The 14,690-nt window shown below is 67.6% G+C and carries 13 protein-coding genes and 1 tRNA gene; 8 read left to right on the forward strand and 6 right to left on the reverse strand.

The features are described from left to right. Position 1: 1 nt before the first annotated feature. Positions 2-880: a hypothetical protein gene (locus B841_RS03655; RefSeq protein ID WP_020934138.1), complete on the reverse strand. Its 879-nt coding sequence runs from the start codon at positions 878-880 to the stop codon at positions 2-4. Between the two features lie 50 nt (positions 881-930). On the opposite strand from B841_RS03655, the gene B841_RS03660 reads away from it, so the two are divergent. Continuing rightward, entirely contained in the window at positions 931-1,443 is a 513-nt protein-coding gene (locus B841_RS03660; RefSeq protein WP_020934139.1) for a M48 metallopeptidase family protein, read from the forward strand. A gap of 12 nt (positions 1,444-1,455) precedes the next feature. Here B841_RS03660 and B841_RS03665 read toward each other — a convergent pair whose 3' ends face one another. Further along, positions 1,456-2,904, reverse strand: a complete 1,449-nt coding sequence (locus tag B841_RS03665) for a zinc-dependent metalloprotease (RefSeq protein WP_020934140.1) — start codon at positions 2,902-2,904, stop codon at positions 1,456-1,458. An 81-nt stretch (positions 2,905-2,985) separates the two neighbouring features. Here B841_RS03665 and B841_RS03670 point away from each other — a divergent pair, with 81 nt between their 5' ends. Then, on the forward strand, positions 2,986-4,068 hold the full coding sequence (locus tag B841_RS03670; RefSeq protein WP_020934141.1) for a YlbL family protein: 1,083 nt from the start codon (positions 2,986-2,988) through the stop codon (positions 4,066-4,068). 3 nt (positions 4,069-4,071) lie between these two features. On the opposite strand, the gene B841_RS03675 is transcribed toward B841_RS03670, so the two are convergent. Both B841_RS03675 and B841_RS03680 read right to left on the reverse strand, forming a co-directional pair. Then, a complete protein-coding gene (locus B841_RS03675) occupies positions 4,072-4,797 on the reverse strand; it encodes a hypothetical protein (RefSeq protein WP_020934142.1) in 726 nt (241 codons plus the stop codon). 47 nt (positions 4,798-4,844) lie between these two features. Then, the gene (locus B841_RS03680; RefSeq protein WP_041631731.1) at positions 4,845-5,387 is read right to left on the reverse strand and encodes a PPA1309 family protein; all 543 of its coding nucleotides are present in this window, start codon (positions 5,385-5,387) and stop codon (positions 4,845-4,847) included. A 102-nt stretch (positions 5,388-5,489) separates the two neighbouring features. On the opposite strand from B841_RS03680, the gene B841_RS03685 reads away from it, so the two are divergent. From B841_RS03685 to B841_RS03695, 3 genes are all read left to right on the forward strand, one after another. Then, positions 5,490-8,507 carry a UPF0182 family protein gene (locus B841_RS03685; RefSeq protein WP_084481961.1) on the forward strand — a complete coding sequence of 1,006 codons (3,018 nt, stop codon included), beginning with the start codon at positions 5,490-5,492 and terminating at the stop codon, positions 8,505-8,507. A 143-nt stretch (positions 8,508-8,650) separates the two neighbouring features. After that, positions 8,651-8,727, forward strand: a tRNA-Met gene (locus B841_RS03690). Between the two features lie 197 nt (positions 8,728-8,924). Further along, the gene (locus B841_RS03695; protein ID WP_041632047.1) at positions 8,925-10,136 is read left to right on the forward strand and encodes a chymotrypsin family serine protease; all 1,212 of its coding nucleotides are present in this window, start codon (positions 8,925-8,927) and stop codon (positions 10,134-10,136) included. Positions 10,137-10,144: 8 nt separating this feature from the next. Here B841_RS03695 and hisN read toward each other — a convergent pair whose 3' ends face one another. Then, on the reverse strand, positions 10,145-10,927 hold the full coding sequence (hisN, locus tag B841_RS03700) for a histidinol-phosphatase (RefSeq protein WP_020934146.1): 783 nt from the start codon (positions 10,925-10,927) through the stop codon (positions 10,145-10,147). A gap of 10 nt (positions 10,928-10,937) precedes the next feature. Continuing rightward, a complete protein-coding gene (locus tag B841_RS03705; RefSeq protein ID WP_020934147.1) occupies positions 10,938-11,795 on the reverse strand; it encodes an inositol monophosphatase family protein in 858 nt (285 codons plus the stop codon). A 70-nt stretch (positions 11,796-11,865) separates the two neighbouring features. On the opposite strand from B841_RS03705, the gene prfB reads away from it, so the two are divergent. The 3 genes from prfB to ftsX are packed head-to-tail and all read left to right on the forward strand — an operon-like array spanning position 11,866 to position 14,638. Continuing rightward, positions 11,866-12,975 carry a peptide chain release factor 2 gene (gene prfB / locus B841_RS03710; protein ID WP_020934148.1) on the forward strand — a complete coding sequence of 370 codons (1,110 nt, stop codon included), beginning with the start codon at positions 11,866-11,868 and terminating at the stop codon, positions 12,973-12,975. Between the two features lie 50 nt (positions 12,976-13,025). Then, a complete protein-coding gene (gene ftsE / locus B841_RS03715; protein ID WP_020934149.1) occupies positions 13,026-13,718 on the forward strand; it encodes a cell division ATP-binding protein FtsE in 693 nt (230 codons plus the stop codon). Between the two features lie 14 nt (positions 13,719-13,732). After that, positions 13,733-14,638, forward strand: a complete 906-nt coding sequence (ftsX, locus tag B841_RS03720) for a permease-like cell division protein FtsX (RefSeq protein WP_020934150.1) — start codon at positions 13,733-13,735, stop codon at positions 14,636-14,638. The last annotated feature ends 52 nt before the right edge of the window (positions 14,639-14,690 follow it).

Below are 14,690 nucleotides of genomic sequence, written 5' to 3' on the forward strand. Positions count from 1 at the left end.
CTCACCCGTAGGTGAAACACACCGGGCAACGTCGGTGCCGCCGCATCCGGTAACGACGGCTCGCGCCGTACGGGTCCACCTCGACCACCGCGCCCGCCTGCGGGGCCGGGCGAAACGCACCGGGCGGATCCGACGCGCCGACGACTTTGAGCGTCACGGTGGCCAGCACCGCGGCCGTGGCGGCGACGGCCGCACGATCCGGGGACGTGGGCTGGGCGGTCTGCCGGGTGACGATCTTCGCCCACTGCCGGTCCACTTCGCAGCGGTGCAGGTCCACGCACAACGGGCACGGCCCCGCCCCGTTCAACCGCAGCGGGCCGACCATCCCGCGGGAATCGAGCACCGCCCCGGAGATCCAGGTCGCCGTGGAGCGGGCGAGGACGGGCGAGAGGGTCTTGGCGTAGGGCAGGCGGTCCACGAGCAGGACGGGCGTCTGCGGGTCGGCGGCCGCAAGGTAATTGCGCTCGGATTCGCCGGCCAACGGGGTACGCACCGTCACCCCTGAATCCGTCAGCACGGTCATGGTGGCGCGCGCTAAGGCGGTGCGCCCCACGAGCACGACGCTCACCGGGGTCGAGGAGCGCAGCACCCCGTAGTGGAGCAGATCATCGAGCAGCCCCTGCGCAGCCAGCGGGCGCAGACCGGCGGCGACGAGCGTTTTGTGTGCGGCGGGCAGGGGAGTCGGGGCGCGCAGCCGCATCAGCGCGCCGGCCACGGCACGGGCGGAGGGCAGTTCGAGCACGCCGGCCCGGGTGGCGTCGAGGCCGAATTGCACTGCGGCCTCGCCGCGGCGGATCACTTGCACTCCGGGGGCGAGCTGCACGGTGGCGGGGGCAGTCGGGGTGGTCGGGTGGACGGGTGGGGAAATGGCCACGGTCATGGCTGGGTAGCGCTCCTGTCGGGTCGGGACGGTCACTACTATGGACTGCCATGACAGGCTCCACGGTTCCCCAGCACGTCAAAGTCATTCGTTCGGCACGTCGTAAACGCACAGTTCAGGCCCGCTTCGAGGGCGATGACGTGGTGGTGCGCATCCCCGCGTCGATGACCGCGGCGGAAGAGGAGGAGGCGGTGGCCGGCATCCTGACGAAGCTGGAGAAAAAGACCAGCTCACAGGACGTGTCGGAGGAGGATCTGCTTCGTCGCGCGCGGTGGCTCAACCAGCGGGTGCTGGGAGGGCGGGCGACGATCGGGTCGATCAGGTGGGTGAGCAACCAGAACACCCGTTGGGGCTCGTGCACCACCGACACCGGAGACATCCGGCTCAGCGACCGACTGCGGCACGTGCCGGGATATGTGGTGGATGCGGTGATCGTGCACGAACTGGTGCACACCTTCGTCACCGGCCACACCGAAGAATTCCATGAGTGGGCGGGCAAGGCCCCGCAGGCCGAGCGCGCCAGGGGATACCTGGAGGCCTACGGCCGGTGGGGCGGGAGATGACCCCGCCCCGGGCTAGAGTTCGGTGCCGTCCTCGGAGCCGTCGTCGTCGCCGCGGTTCTTCTTTTCATCGGAGTCGTCGCCGCGGTTTTCGCCCTCGCGGCGCATCATCTCCTCGAGCTTGGCCATCTCTTCGTTGAACTTGTCGTCCGGGGCGTCGTCGAGGAGGCTGTCGATGAAGTCCGCCGGGTTGTCCAGGTGCTCCGCCGTCGGCAGGAAATCCGGGTGATCCCACACCTGGTCGCGGCGATCGACGCCCACGGCGACGGTGGCGCGGCGCCACAGCTCTGCGGCCTCGCCGACCTTGGGGGCGTTGAACTCGATGCCGACGACCTTGGCGAAGGCCTGCTCCGCGGAGCCGCCGGTCGCGCGGCGGCGGCGCCACGCCTCGGTCAGGGCGGCCGTGGACGGGATGCGCTCGCCGAGGGCCTCGGTGACGACCTGCTCGGTCCAGCCCTCCACCAGAGCCAGCAGCGTCTCGAGGCGGGAGACCGCACCGGCGTTGCGCGAGGAGATGCGGGGGCTCAGATCCATGTTCTGCATGTTCTGCATCGCCTCCTGCATGGCCATCGGGTCGCCCGACTCCAGGTTCATGCCGCGCAGGTGCTCCTCGATGTGGGAGGTGTCGATCTGCAGGCCCGCAGCGTACTCCTCGACGGAGGACACCAGGCGCTCGACGAGCCAGGGGACGTGGCGGAACAGGCGCTGGCGGGCCGCCTCGCGCGCGGAGATGTAGACCAGCACCTCCTGGCCCGGCATGTCCAGCTCCTTGGCGGCGCCGGTGGCGTTGGCCGGCAGCACGGCGGTGTGGCCTTCCGGGGCGACCGGCAGGCCGAAGTCGGTGCCCGTCAGGGACTGCTTGGCCAGCTCGCCGAGGGCGTGGCCGAGCTGCATGCCGTAATTCATGCCGGAGAACTGGTCCATCATCTGCAGCATCGGGCCGACGGCCTCCCGGATCTCCTCGGGCATGGCGTCGAGCTGCGCCTGGCTCATCTGCTTGGCCACGGGGGTGACCAGTCGCTTCCACATCGGCATGGTGCCGGTGACCCAGTCCTCAGGGTTCCAGGCCTCCACCTTGCCGTCGCTGACGGGCAGGCTGGTGGCGTCGCCGAGCCACAGCTCCGCCAGACGGACGGACTCCTCCACGGCGGTGGCGTCGGAGGGGCGGACGGCCTCCGTGCGGCCGATCTGCTGGCGGGCGATGCGCTCGGCGACCTCGAAGTTGACCGGCCCGGCCCCCTCCTGAGAGTTCATGGAGCTGCCCATGCCGGACAGCATCTGCCCGAACTGGTTCAGCATGTCGCCGAGGCCCCCCGCGCCGCCGGGTCCGCCGCCCATGCCGCCGAAGCCAAAGGCGTCGAACGGGTTCTGGCCACCCTGGTTGTCGGCGCCGTTGTCATCGCCGTCGCGGTCGTCGCGGTCGTTGCCGTCGTTAGGGAAGGAGAAACCGAATCCGTTGCTCATGCTCTTTAACCTACCCGCCTGCCTCCCGGGCTAGCCAGGTGTGGTGCAACGCTGACAGCGAACAAGGTACGCTGACACTCCGTGACCAGTCCCGATCCCCGCCCCCGCACCCGTCGCCGCCTCTCCACGTTGCTGTGGGGGGCGATCCCCGTCGTTGCCCTCGGCGCACTGATCAACCTGGACAGCGTGCCCGGCACTGACGTGTCCTTGACCGTGCCTTACGCGGCGCAAGGTCCCGGCCCGACCTTCAACACGCTCGGCGAAGTGGACGGGCAGGACGTCGTGGCCGTCAGCGGGCCGGAGGTCGACGAGACCGAGGGGAACATGGACATGACGACGGTGTCCGTGCGCACCAACATGACCCTGGCGCAGGCGCTCGGCAGGTGGTTGTTCACCGACGACGACCTCATTCCCATCGAGATGATTTTCCCGCCGGACGTCTCCCCGGAAGAGGTCGAGCGCTCCAATGAGGCGGCGTTCACGTCCTCGGAGGCGGCCGCCACCGTCGCGGCGATGGGTTACCTCGACGTCGACGTCGAAATCTACGTGGTCGACGTGGTGGAGGGCTCCGCCGCGGAAGGGCGGGTGCAGGCGGATGACGTCATCCGCGCCGTCGACGGCGAGTCCATGGAGCAGCCGAACCAGGTGGCGGAGGCGGTGCAGGCGAAGAGCCCCGGCGACACGGTGACGCTCACGCTCGAGCGTGCCGGCGGCGCCGAGGAAGTGGACGTGGTGCTGGGAGAGAACCCCGATGACCCGGAGACCGCAATGCTGGGCATTCTCATGGGGTCGCAGCCGGTCGAGGACATCGAGGTCGAATACAACCTCAACGACGTCGGCGGACCGAGCGCCGGAATGATGTTCTCGCTGGCGGTCATCGACAAGCTGTCCCCGGGAGAGCTCAACGGCGGCCGCTACGTCGCGGGCACCGGCACCATCTCCCCGGACGGCGCGGTCGGCCCGATCGGCGGCATCGCCCACAAAGTCGACGCGGCCGAGGAGGAAGGGGCGGAGCTGTTCCTCGCCCCGCGGGACAACTGCGCCGAGGCCGTCAGTCGGGATCACGGCGACCTGGTCGTGGCGGCCGTGGACACCCTCGACCACGCCATCGAACAGATGGAGGCCTTCGACGCCGGCGGCGACGTGGACGTCTGTGAACCTTAGGCTTCAGGCCTCGCGGCGCTCGTCGGCGTTGCTGAACTCTGCGTCGGAGGCGTCGTCCCGGGACGGCGAGGTGGTGGTTTCCTCGGTCTCCTCGATCAGGCCGAGCTCCTTGATGCGTTCTTCCGGTTCCACGATGTCGGAGGAGACCAGCTGCTGCATGACCAGCCCCAACTCGTTGTCGACGACCGTGATCACGGCAGTGGTGCCCAGCGTCGACCATCCGACCACGTGACGGCCGGTGTCCTCCACGACGCGTGAGCTGCGCAGCTCCGTGAGCAGCTGCGTCGTCGACGCGGCCTTGGATTGCGAATCAAAGAATTGGACTTGCCCGACCTCCGGGCCGGAGCACTCATAGGAGCCCTCCAACCCGGTCGGGGTGCAGTCGTCGAATTGCTCGAACAGCGACGCCGGCGCCAGGGAGCCGAAGCGCTCGGCGGCTTCGGCGACATTTTCAGACAACCCGTCTTCCCCGCCCGTGCTATGCGTCCCGCGGGGGCTGGACGTCGGGCTCTCCGACTCGGTCTCGGTCTCTGTTTCGGTCGTGGGGGTGGTGGAGGGGGTGGCCGACGTCGTCGGCGCGGCGTCCGGGCTCGTCGACGTCTGCGCGGCCGTGGTTTCCGGGGCGGTGGTCTCCTCCACCTCGCCGCCGTCGGTGCAGGCGCTCAACCCGGCCGTGAGCGCGACGGCGGCCGCGAAGACGGCGGTGCGGGTCAGACGGTTATGCGGCACGAGGGCTCCCTGAGGTCGACGGCGGGACAATTTATTTCCATTTCAGCTTAGAACAGCTCATCAGGATCCTGCTCGAGGCCGTAGCGCAGCGCCGCGATGACTCCCGGCGCGACCTCGGGGCCGCCGCGCAGCTGCACCTCATCTTCGGCAAAGGGCCCGGCCTCCGCCAGTTCTTCTTCCGTCGGCCGGAGCTGCAGCAACGTCAGGTCGACGCCTTCCGGGCGCAGGACGCCGGAGAAGAGTCGCGCTGGTCGGGGAGCGGCGTGCTTGCCGTCCGCGGTGTCGCGGAAACGGATTTCCTGGGCGAGGACGCAGCCGGCGATCTGCTGCGGCCAGGCGACGCGGGAGACGTAGTCGACCAGGGCTTCGGACCCGGGTTCGAGGTTGTCCGGCAGGTTGTCCTGCAGGACCAGGGTCAGCGGGGCGGCGTCGTCCGGGTCGTCGAGCTGGTCGATCAGCAGGTGGGTGGGGACCAGGGCGAAGAGGGTGGGTGCGGCGTCCCATCCTTCCGCGTGAACGAAGTCGACTGCTTCGAGCATCGCCTTATTTAGCGCCTGGGGAGTAAATTCGGTTGGATGGGCGTTAGACATGGTGAATCCTCTTTGTGGCCGAACTTGGGTCTCTATCCGAAAAGTCTTTAAAGTGGAACACTATAGTGCTACGTCCAAATCGATAATATTAAGGAGTAGGTCTTGACGACCGGTCTCTCCCCATCAGCCCCGCCCGCGCGGGGACGGCCACGACTGCTGAGCTGGATAATCGGCATTGTCGTGGTGCTGTTGCTCGCGATTCCCCTTTTCATCGGCATTTACACCGATTGGTTGTGGTTCGGTGAACTCGACTTCCGCGGGGTCTTCACCACCACCTACGTCGCCCGCATCGTCCTTTTCGTGGTCTTCGGCCTCGTTGCCGGGCTGGTGACCTGGGCGGCCGCCTATTTCACGTGGAAGGGTAGGCCGGACGAGGGTGACGCTCTCGGCGCGATGGATCTGAATTCGCCGGTGTATCAGTACCGGCAGAACATCGAGCGGTCCGTGCGCGGCTTGTTGATCATCTTTCCGATCATCGTGGGCCTGATCGCCGGTTTCCTGGGCCAGGGGGTCTGGCGGGACGCGTTGATGATGATCAACTCCACCGATTTCGGTGTGGCTGATCAGCAGTTCGGTCGCGACTACGCTTTCTACGCGTTCAACCTGCCCATGATTCAGATCATCGTCGATGCGCTCTCGACGTTGCTGATCGTGGCTTTCCTGGTGGCCCTGGTGGGCCACTACATGCTCGGCAGCATCCGGCTGGGCAACCAGGCGGCCGGGATCAAGGGGTCGATCTCTTCTCCGGCACGCATTCAGCTGGCGGTCACCGCCGGCCTGTGGGTGCTGGTCATGGCGCTGAACTACTGGCTGGACCGCTACGGCCTGCTGTTCACGGAACACGACATCTTCACTGGCGGCGGCTCCACCGACATGACCGCCCGCCTGCCGGCCAAGATCATCCTGACGGTGATCGCGGTCGTCGTCGCCGCCGCGTTCTTCGCCTCCATCGTGTACAAGGACCTGCGGGTCCCGGCGTTGGCCGCGATTCTCATGTTGGTCTCCGCCGTGGTCATCGGCACGGTCTGGCCGTTGATCGTCGAGCAGTTCTCCGTCCAGCCGAACCGGCAGGCCAAGGAGAATGAATACATCGGCCGCAACATCGAGTCCACGCGCTACGCCTATGGGTTGACGGACGAGGACGTCAACTACCTCGACAATTGGGGCGCGGAGACGGTCGACGACGACACCGTCGCCGACGACGTCAACACCATCTCCAACATCCGTCTGCTGGATCCGGACATCCTGTCCCCGACGTTCACGCAGATGCAGCAGCTGCGTAACTTCTACGGGTTCCCGGAGACCCTGAACATGGACCGCTACGAGGTCGACGGTGAAGTCCGCGACTTCGTCGTCGCCGCCCGTGAACTGGACCCGAACGCCCTGCAGGACAACCAGCGCGACTGGATCAACCGCCACACCGTCTACACCCACGGCAACGGCTTCATCGCCGCCCAGGCCAACACCGTCGACGAGGCCCCGCAGGAGGCGGGCTCCACGCGCGGCGGCTTCCCGGTGTACACGGTCTCGGACCTGCAGACCAGCGCCATCGCGGCGGAGAGCGACGAGGCCGAGGAACTGGGCATCATGGTCGACCAGCCGCGCATCTACTACGGCCCGGTCATCGCCTCCGCCACCGACGGTGCCGATTACGCGGTCGTCGGCAGCGACAACGGCAACGACGTCGAATACGACACCGACAACACGACCTTCACCTACGACGGTGAGGGCGGCGTCGACATCGGCAACGTGTTCAACCGTGCGGCGTACGCGCTGAAGTACCAGGAGATCAACCTGATTCTCTCGGATCGCGTCAACTCCGAGTCGAAGATCCTTTACGACCGCGACCCGCGTGAGCGCGTCGAGGCCGTCGCCCCGTGGCTGACCACCGACTCCGCGACCTACCCGACCGTCGTCGACGGCCGCATCAAGTGGGTCGTGGACGGCTACACCACGCTGCGCCAGCTGCCCTACACGGAGCAGACCTCTCTGTCGGAGACGACCCAGGACGCCCTGAACCCGGACGGCACCACCCAGCGTCTGATCTCCGATCAGGTCGGGTACATCCGTAACTCGGTCAAGGCCACCGTGGACGCCTACGACGGCTCCGTCGAGCTCTACGAGTTCGACACCGAGGACCCGGTTCTGGACACCTGGATGAAGATCTTCCCGGAGACCGTCAACCCGGAGTCCGAGATCCCGGAGGAGCTGCGTGAGCACCTGCGCTACCCGCAGGACCTGTTTAAGGTGCAGCGTGAACTGCTGGCCCGCTACCACGTCGACGACCCGAACGTCTTCTTCAACAATGACGCGTTTTGGTCCGTCCCGGGCGACCCGACCGCGGCCGACCAGAACGGCGGGGGCCTGGCCCAGCCGCCGTACTACGTCATGGCCACCGACCCGGAGGACCCGGAGGAGTCTTCCTTCCAGCTGATCACCCCGTACCGTGGCCTGAACCGCGAGTTCCTGGCCGCGCACATGACGGTCAGCTCCGATCAGGAGAACTACGGCGACATCACGGTCCGCGTCCTGCCGACGAACACCCAAACGCAGGGCCCGCGCCAGGCGCAGGACGCGATGATGTCCTCCGACCAGGTCGCCCGTGACCGCACCCTGTGGGAGGGCACCAACGACCTGTTCAACGGCAACCTGTTGACCCTGCCGGTCGGCGGCGGCGAGATCCTCTACGTCGAGCCGATCTACTCGCAGCGTTCCAACCAGGATTCGGCGTTCCCGAAGCTGCTGCGCGTGCTGGTCTCCTACAAGGGCCGCGTCGGTTACGCGCCGACGGTCTCTGAGGCGCTGGCGCAGGTCGGCATCGACCCGCGTGAGGCGCAGGAGATCGCCGGCGAGCCGACGGATCCCTCGCTGATCGACGACGAAGAGCTCGCTGAGGATGAGCAGCCGGCGGAGGAGAGTACGTCTCCGGGCCAGCCGGCCACCGCGGCAGGTTCCGAGGGTGAGGCCATCGAGCGCATCAACGAAGCGCTGACCGACCTGGAGCGGGCGCAGAACGGTTCCTTCGAGGAGTACGGACGTGCCCTCGACGAGCTGGACTCCGCCGTCGAGTCCTACCAGAACCTGGGCTCCGCTGACGCGGTCGCCGCAGAGGACGAATAAGGGCAGTGAGAAGAGGTGACTTTCCCGGCATGAGCAGGCGATTTGTCGTAAATGCTCATGCTGGGTATAGTTACTCATTGTTGCAAGGACATGATGAAGATCAGGTCAGAGCGACAAGGTGAAAATTGAAGAAGATCACCCGACGCGGGGTGGAGCAGCTCGGTAGCTCGCTGGGCTCATAACCCAGAGGTCGTAGGTTCGAATCCTGCCCCCGCTACCAACTTCTTCCGACAACCCCCTCCACTTCGGTGGAGGGGGTTGTTGCATTTCTGGGGGCGGGGAGGCGTGGGCCAGTGAGCCACCCCTGATCGGTGACGATTCGGATACTTTTGTCCGGCGCGTGCGCCCGGTCCACCGGATCAGTGGCAAGATCGATGCGTTGCCCGCCGTCTATCCAGAAGGATGTTCCCGCACATCATGCAGCTCGCCCGTCATGTCAGAAGAATAGTGTCCGCGTCTGTGCTGGCGACGGCGGTGGCGTTGGGTTCCTCGTCGGCTGCGAACGCGGAGGAGGCGTCGTCGGCGGCGCCGGTGCAGGACGAGATGGCCGTGATTGACTCGGCGAAGATCGTCGACCGGGTGCGGGGTGACCTCGCCGCGGTGGGCGTGGCCGTCCCCGGGGTCGACCCGGAACTCACCGGCGCCGTAGACCGGGCGGTTTCCTCGGTGCTGCCGGGCACACGTCCCGCCGCACAGGATGAGCCGGGCGAGCCAGAGGCTGCGGACGCCCCGGACACGCCCGCAGAAGCGCCGCTGCGCCCGTCTGCCGGCTCCTCGACCTCGCCGTCGCAATGGTTGCCTCAGTCGAGCGGAGGAGACGCGATCCCGGCGGAGGTCGACCCGGTGAACACGGACGCCGTGGCGCAGGACCCCAACTACGTCTGGCGCAACGACCTGTCCTCCCGGGTGCTGGCGGGCAAGCCGCAGGAGGAGTGGGTGCTCAACCGGGCGCCCGGCTCCCGCTTCGATGCGCCACGCGCACCGGAGGAATCACACGTCGCCCACGCGCAGGGCACATCGCTGTACGGGCCGAGCACCCCGATTTACGTCGGCCAGGACACCATGTGCACGCTGACGGTGGCGGGCGTCGACGGCGACGGCCGCCAAGTCGGCGTCACCGCCAGCCACTGCGGCGAGGTCGGCGACCAGGTGTCGTCGGCGGATTCCTGGCAGCTGGGACCGTCGGGCACGGTGGTCTCCACCAACGAATACCTGGATTACGCGGTCATCGAGTTCGGCTCCAACGCCGCGGTCACCCGCAGCTACAACGGGGTAACGGTCAACTCCCTCGACAGTGACGGGGTGAACCGGGGCGACGTGCTGTGCAAGCAAGGCGTGGCCACGGGCCACGACTGCGCCACCACCTGGCTCACCGGACAGGAGGCGCACGTGACGCAGCTGTGCGCGATGGCGGGGGACTCCGGGGCGCCGGTGCTGGCAGGGGACCGGCTCGTGGGGCACATCTCGCGCAGCGCGCTGCCGATCCCGAACGGGCACCTGTTCTCGTGTCGCACGCCGCTGCAGGGCGCGCTGCACGCCCCGACCGCCTCGGTGGCGGTCAACCCGGTCTTGGGCGACATCAACGCCCGCGGCGGGGTCGGGGCGGGCCTGGCCCTGCCGGAGAACTAGGCGGGAAGTCAGTTCAGGATCTTGAGCACGGCGTCGTGGAGCAACCCGTTGGTGGCCACGGCGCTGCCGCCGTGCGGGCCGGCCTCGCCTTCCACCGAGGTGAACACGCCGCCGGCCTCACGCACGATGACGTCGAGGGCCGCCAGGTCCCACAGCGAGACCTCCGGCTCGGCGCCGACGTCGACGGCGCCCTCCGCCACGAGGCAGTAGGAGTAGAAGTCGCCGTAGCCGCGCAGACGCCAGGTGGCGTCGGTCAACGCGATGAAATTGTCGCGGATGCCGCGGTCGGCCCAGCCGGACAGGGAGCTGAAGGACACGGAAGCGTCGGCCAGCTCGGCGACGCCGGAGACGTTCATGCGGCTGGGCGACCCCGACTTGAAGGTGCGCCACGCGCCGGCGTCCTCGGCGGCGTACCAGCGCCGCCCCAGGGCGGGGGCGGAGACCACGCCGACGACCGGGCGGCCGTCGACGAGCAGAGAAATCAGGGTCGCCCACACAGGCACGCCGCGGACGAAGTTTTTGGTGCCGTCGATGGGGTCGATGACCCACTGGCGGCCCTCGTGGACGGCTTCGCCGCCGAACTCCTCACCGAGGATGGCGTCGGAGGGGCGGGCGGACTCGATCTTTTCCCGCAGCGCCTTCTCGGTGGCGAGGTCAGCGTCGGAGACCGGGGTCATGTCGGGCTTGGATTCGACGTTGAGGTCGGCGGCCTCGAAGCGCTCGAAGGTCAGGGAATCAGCGGCGTCCGCCAGCTCGAGGGCGAGGGCGAGGTCATCAGCGTAGGTGCTCATGACCGCCATTCTAGGACGCGTCGAGGGCCCCGGCGGTCAGCAGCTCTGCCGTCTGCGCCACCACCTCCGGATTTCCGGCCACGGACCAGACGACCCCGCCGGCCTTGACCTTGCGGGCGACGCCGCCCACGCCCTCGACGAGTGCCTTGCCCGGCAACCAGTCCCAGTCGGCGACGGTGTGCTGCGTCCAGGCGCCGAGTTGCCCGGCGGCCACTCCGGCGAGGTCCACGGAACCGGCGCCGAACATGCGCACGGTGGCGAAGCTGCGGGCCGTGTTGCGCCAGCTGCTGCGCACCGCCGGATCATTCATCCAGGAAGGGTGCAGATATGTACCGATGGACAGCTGGCCCGCGGGGGCGTCGGCAAGCCGCGGCAGCGCCTGGCCGTTGACGGTCGTCGGGATCTCCGGCCCGCCGAACCAGGTGTAGCCCGGCACCGGGCGGTGCACGGCCCCGAAGAGCAGTCGGTCCGGGGCGGAGGGTGAGCCTTCGACCAGGGCGAGGGCGGAGCACCAGTAGTCGGAGCCGGACGTGAAGTTGTAGGTGCCGTCGACGGGGTCGATCACCCACGTGCGCCCCGTCCGGGAGGGGCGGGCGGCGCCTTCTTCGCCGAGCACGCCGTCGTCGGGGCGCAGGGCGTCGAGCACCCCCGCCACAAAGGCCTCGGCGGCGCGGTCGGCGTCGGTGACGACGTCGGAGACCGAGGTCTTGAAGTCGGTGGCGACCCCGGCCGAACGCATCCGGGCGGCGAGCTGACCGGCCTCGTTCACCAACCCGCGGGCCAGCTCCTCGTCGCCGGCGGCGGCGTGGGCGGCCACAAAATCATCGATGAGGGAAGCGGTGTCCTTGTCGTCGGTCATGGCCACCATTGTGCCCCACCGCGCCTGCTCCGGACGGGCAAGGCCTGGCGCAGCCGCCTGGGCGAGTACCATTTGACGCATGAGACCGGAGATTACCCAGCACCTCGAAGAGATCGACGCGACCCTCACGACCATCGAGAAGGTCATGAACCTCGACGAGATGGCGGAGCGGGTCCGCGAGCTCGAGCAGCAGGCGTCCGATCCGTCCCTGTGGGACGACCCCGCCCTCGCGCAGGGGGTTACCAGCGAGCTGTCCAGCGTGCAGGCCAAGCTGCGGAAAGTCACTGAACTGCGCTCCCGACTCGACGACGTGCCCGTCATGTACGAGCTGGCGGAAGAGGAGGAGGACGGCGACACCTCGATCGTCGACGAGGAGATCGCCGACTTGGCCGAGGCCGTCGATTCCCTCGAGGTCACCACCATGCTCTCGGGCGAATACGACGAGCGCGAGGCCGTGATCAACATCCGCGCCGGCGCCGGCGGAGTCGACGCCGCGGACTTCGCGGAAATGCTCATGCGCATGTACACCCGCTGGGCGGAGAAGAACGGCCACAAGGTCGACGTCTACGACACCTCCTATGCGGAGGAGGCCGGCATCAAGTCCGCCACCTTCGTCGTCCACGGCGAATACATGTACGGCCAGCTCTCCGTCGAACAGGGCGCGCACCGCCTCGTGCGCCTGAGCCCCTTCGACAACCAGGGTCGCCGGCAGACCTCCTTCGCCGAGGTGGAGGTGTTGCCGGTGGTGGAGACGACCGACCACATCGACGTGCCCGACGCCGATATCCGCGTCGACGTCTACCGCTCCTCCGGCCCGGGCGGGCAGTCGGTCAACACCACCGACTCCGCCGTGCGCATCACGCACGTGCCCACCGGGATCGTGGTGACCTGCCAGAACGAAAAATCCCAGATCCAGAACAAGGCCTCCGCGATGCGCGTGCTGCAGGCGAAGCTGCTGGAGCGACAGCGCCAGGAGGAAAAGGCCGAGATGGACGCCCTCGGCGCGGGCGGCAACGCCTCCTGGGGCAACCAGATGCGCTCGTATGTCCTGCATCCGTACCAGATGGTCAAGGACCTGCGTACCAACTACGAGGTCGGCGACCCGTCGAAGGTGCTCGACGGAGACATCGACGGTTTCCTCGAAGCCGGCATCCGGTGGCGGATGGCGGAGGAGCGCGGCGAAGATTAATCGGCGCGGGGGCTGTTTCCGACGCCGGGGCGAGAGATAGCATGTAGCGGGTGATCACCTTTGAATCCGTGACCAAGATCTACGAAGACCCCGCCGACCCTGCCCTCCACGACCTTTCGCTGAGCATCGGGAAAGGGGAGTTCGTCTTTCTGATCGGGCCGTCCGGATCCGGCAAATCCACTTTTTTGAACCTGCTCATCCGCGAAGAGTCGCCGAGTTCCGGTGACATTCGCTTCGCCGACTTCCACGTCAATCGGCTCCGCGGGGCAGAAGTGGCGAGGATGCGCCGTCGCATCGGCTACGTGTTCCAGGATTTCCGGCTGCTGCCCAAACTCACCGTGTACGACAACGTGGCGTTCGCGCTGCGGGTCATCGGCAAAAACAAACGGCAGGTGGGCAAGCTCGTGCCCGAGGCCCTCGAAATGGTCGGCTTGGCGGCGCAAGCCCGGCGCCTGCCCCACGAACTGTCCGGCGGCGAGCAGCAGCGCGTGGCGGTGGCCCGGGCCGTGGTCAACCGGCCCCTGCTCCTGTTGGCGGACGAGCCGACCGGCAACCTCGACCCGGAGACCGCCGAGGAGATCATGGCTCTGTTGACGCGCATCAACCGTGACGGCACGACCGTGATCATGTCCACCCACAACGCCCGCGCCGTCAACGCCATGCGCCAACGCGTCCTCGAGCTCCGCGACGGCGAGCTCGTGCGTGACGACGCCCACGGCAGCTACACCGTCGGATCGAACTAAAGGAAGACATCACGATGGACAATTTCTCATATGTGCTGCGCGAAGGCGTGGCGGGCCTGTGGCGCAACCTCACCATGAGCGTGGCCCTGATCATCACCGCCGGAGTGTCGCTCGCGCTGTTGGGCACCGGTGCGCTGGTCAGTCAGATGACCGAGGACACCAAGGAGATCTACCTCGACCGGGTGGAGGTGATGGTCCAGCTCAACGAGGAGACCTCCGCCGCCGACGAGGACTGTTCCACCGAGGCATGCCTGGAGGTGCGCACCACGCTGGAAGAGCAGGACGGCGTCGATTCCGTGACCTACCGCTCCCGTGAGCAGTCCTATGAGCGCTTCGTGGAGCTGTTCTCCGAGTCCGACCCGCTGCTGGTGCAGGAGACCTCGCCGGACGCGTTGCCCGCCGCGCTGCATGTGCGGCTGGAAGACCCGACCGACCCGAGCCCGCTCGCCGCGGTCGCCGACCTGCCGCAGGTGGACACCGTCATCGATCAAACCGACGACATCAGCGGCGCGGCCGAGAACCTGGACTCGATCCGCGACGCCGCGTTCATCCTCGCCGTGATTCAGGCGGTGGCGGCGCTGTTGCTGATCGTCAACATGGTCCAGATCTCCGCGTTCAACCGCCGCGAAGAAACGTCCATCATGCGCCTGGTCGGCGCCTCCCGCTGGTTCACGCAGGCGCCGTTCGTCATCGAGGTCGTGCTGGCCACGGCGCTTGGTGCGGTGCTCGCTGTGGGCGGGGTGTTCCTGGGCAAAAACTACGTCGTCGATCCGGCGCTGGCACAGCTGTACGAGTCCCGGCTGATCGCTCAAATCACCTCGGCGGACGTGTGGGCGGTGCTGCCGTGGGTGGGGCTCGGCGGGGTCGTCTTCGCCGGGCTGGTGGCCTATCTGACGCTGCGCGCTTATGTGCGGAAATAACCGGCATCGCATGTATTGGGGCCGGTCCCGCTGATGTTGGTAGGATAGGTCC

The sequence above is a fragment of the Corynebacterium maris DSM 45190 genome, from assembly GCF_000442645.1.
Taxonomy (GTDB): domain Bacteria; phylum Actinomycetota; class Actinomycetes; order Mycobacteriales; family Mycobacteriaceae; genus Corynebacterium; species Corynebacterium maris.

Bases quoted from the DNA above. Each gene is read 5' to 3' on its own strand.
- B841_RS03695 (WP_041632047.1), top strand. From the start codon at position 8,925: ATGCAGCTCGCCCGTCATGTCAGAAGAATAGTGTCCGCGTCTGTGCTG.
- B841_RS03680 (WP_041631731.1), bottom strand. From the start codon at position 5,387: ATGTCTAACGCCCATCCAACCGAATTTACTCCCCAGGCGCTAAATAAG.
- B841_RS03655 (WP_020934138.1), bottom strand. From the start codon at position 880: ATGACCGTGGCCATTTCCCCACCCGTCCACCCGACCACCCCGACTGCC.
- ftsX (WP_020934150.1), top strand. From the start codon at position 13,733: ATGGACAATTTCTCATATGTGCTGCGCGAAGGCGTGGCGGGCCTGTGG.
- prfB (WP_020934148.1), top strand. From the start codon at position 11,866: ATGAGACCGGAGATTACCCAGCACCTCGAAGAGATCGACGCGACCCTC.
- B841_RS03705 (WP_020934147.1), bottom strand. From the start codon at position 11,795: ATGGTGGCCATGACCGACGACAAGGACACCGCTTCCCTCATCGATGAT.
- hisN (WP_020934146.1), bottom strand. From the start codon at position 10,927: ATGAGCACCTACGCTGATGACCTCGCCCTCGCCCTCGAGCTGGCGGAC.
- B841_RS03665 (WP_020934140.1), bottom strand. From the start codon at position 2,904: ATGAGCAACGGATTCGGTTTCTCCTTCCCTAACGACGGCAACGACCGC.
- B841_RS03660 (WP_020934139.1), top strand. From the start codon at position 931: ATGACAGGCTCCACGGTTCCCCAGCACGTCAAAGTCATTCGTTCGGCA.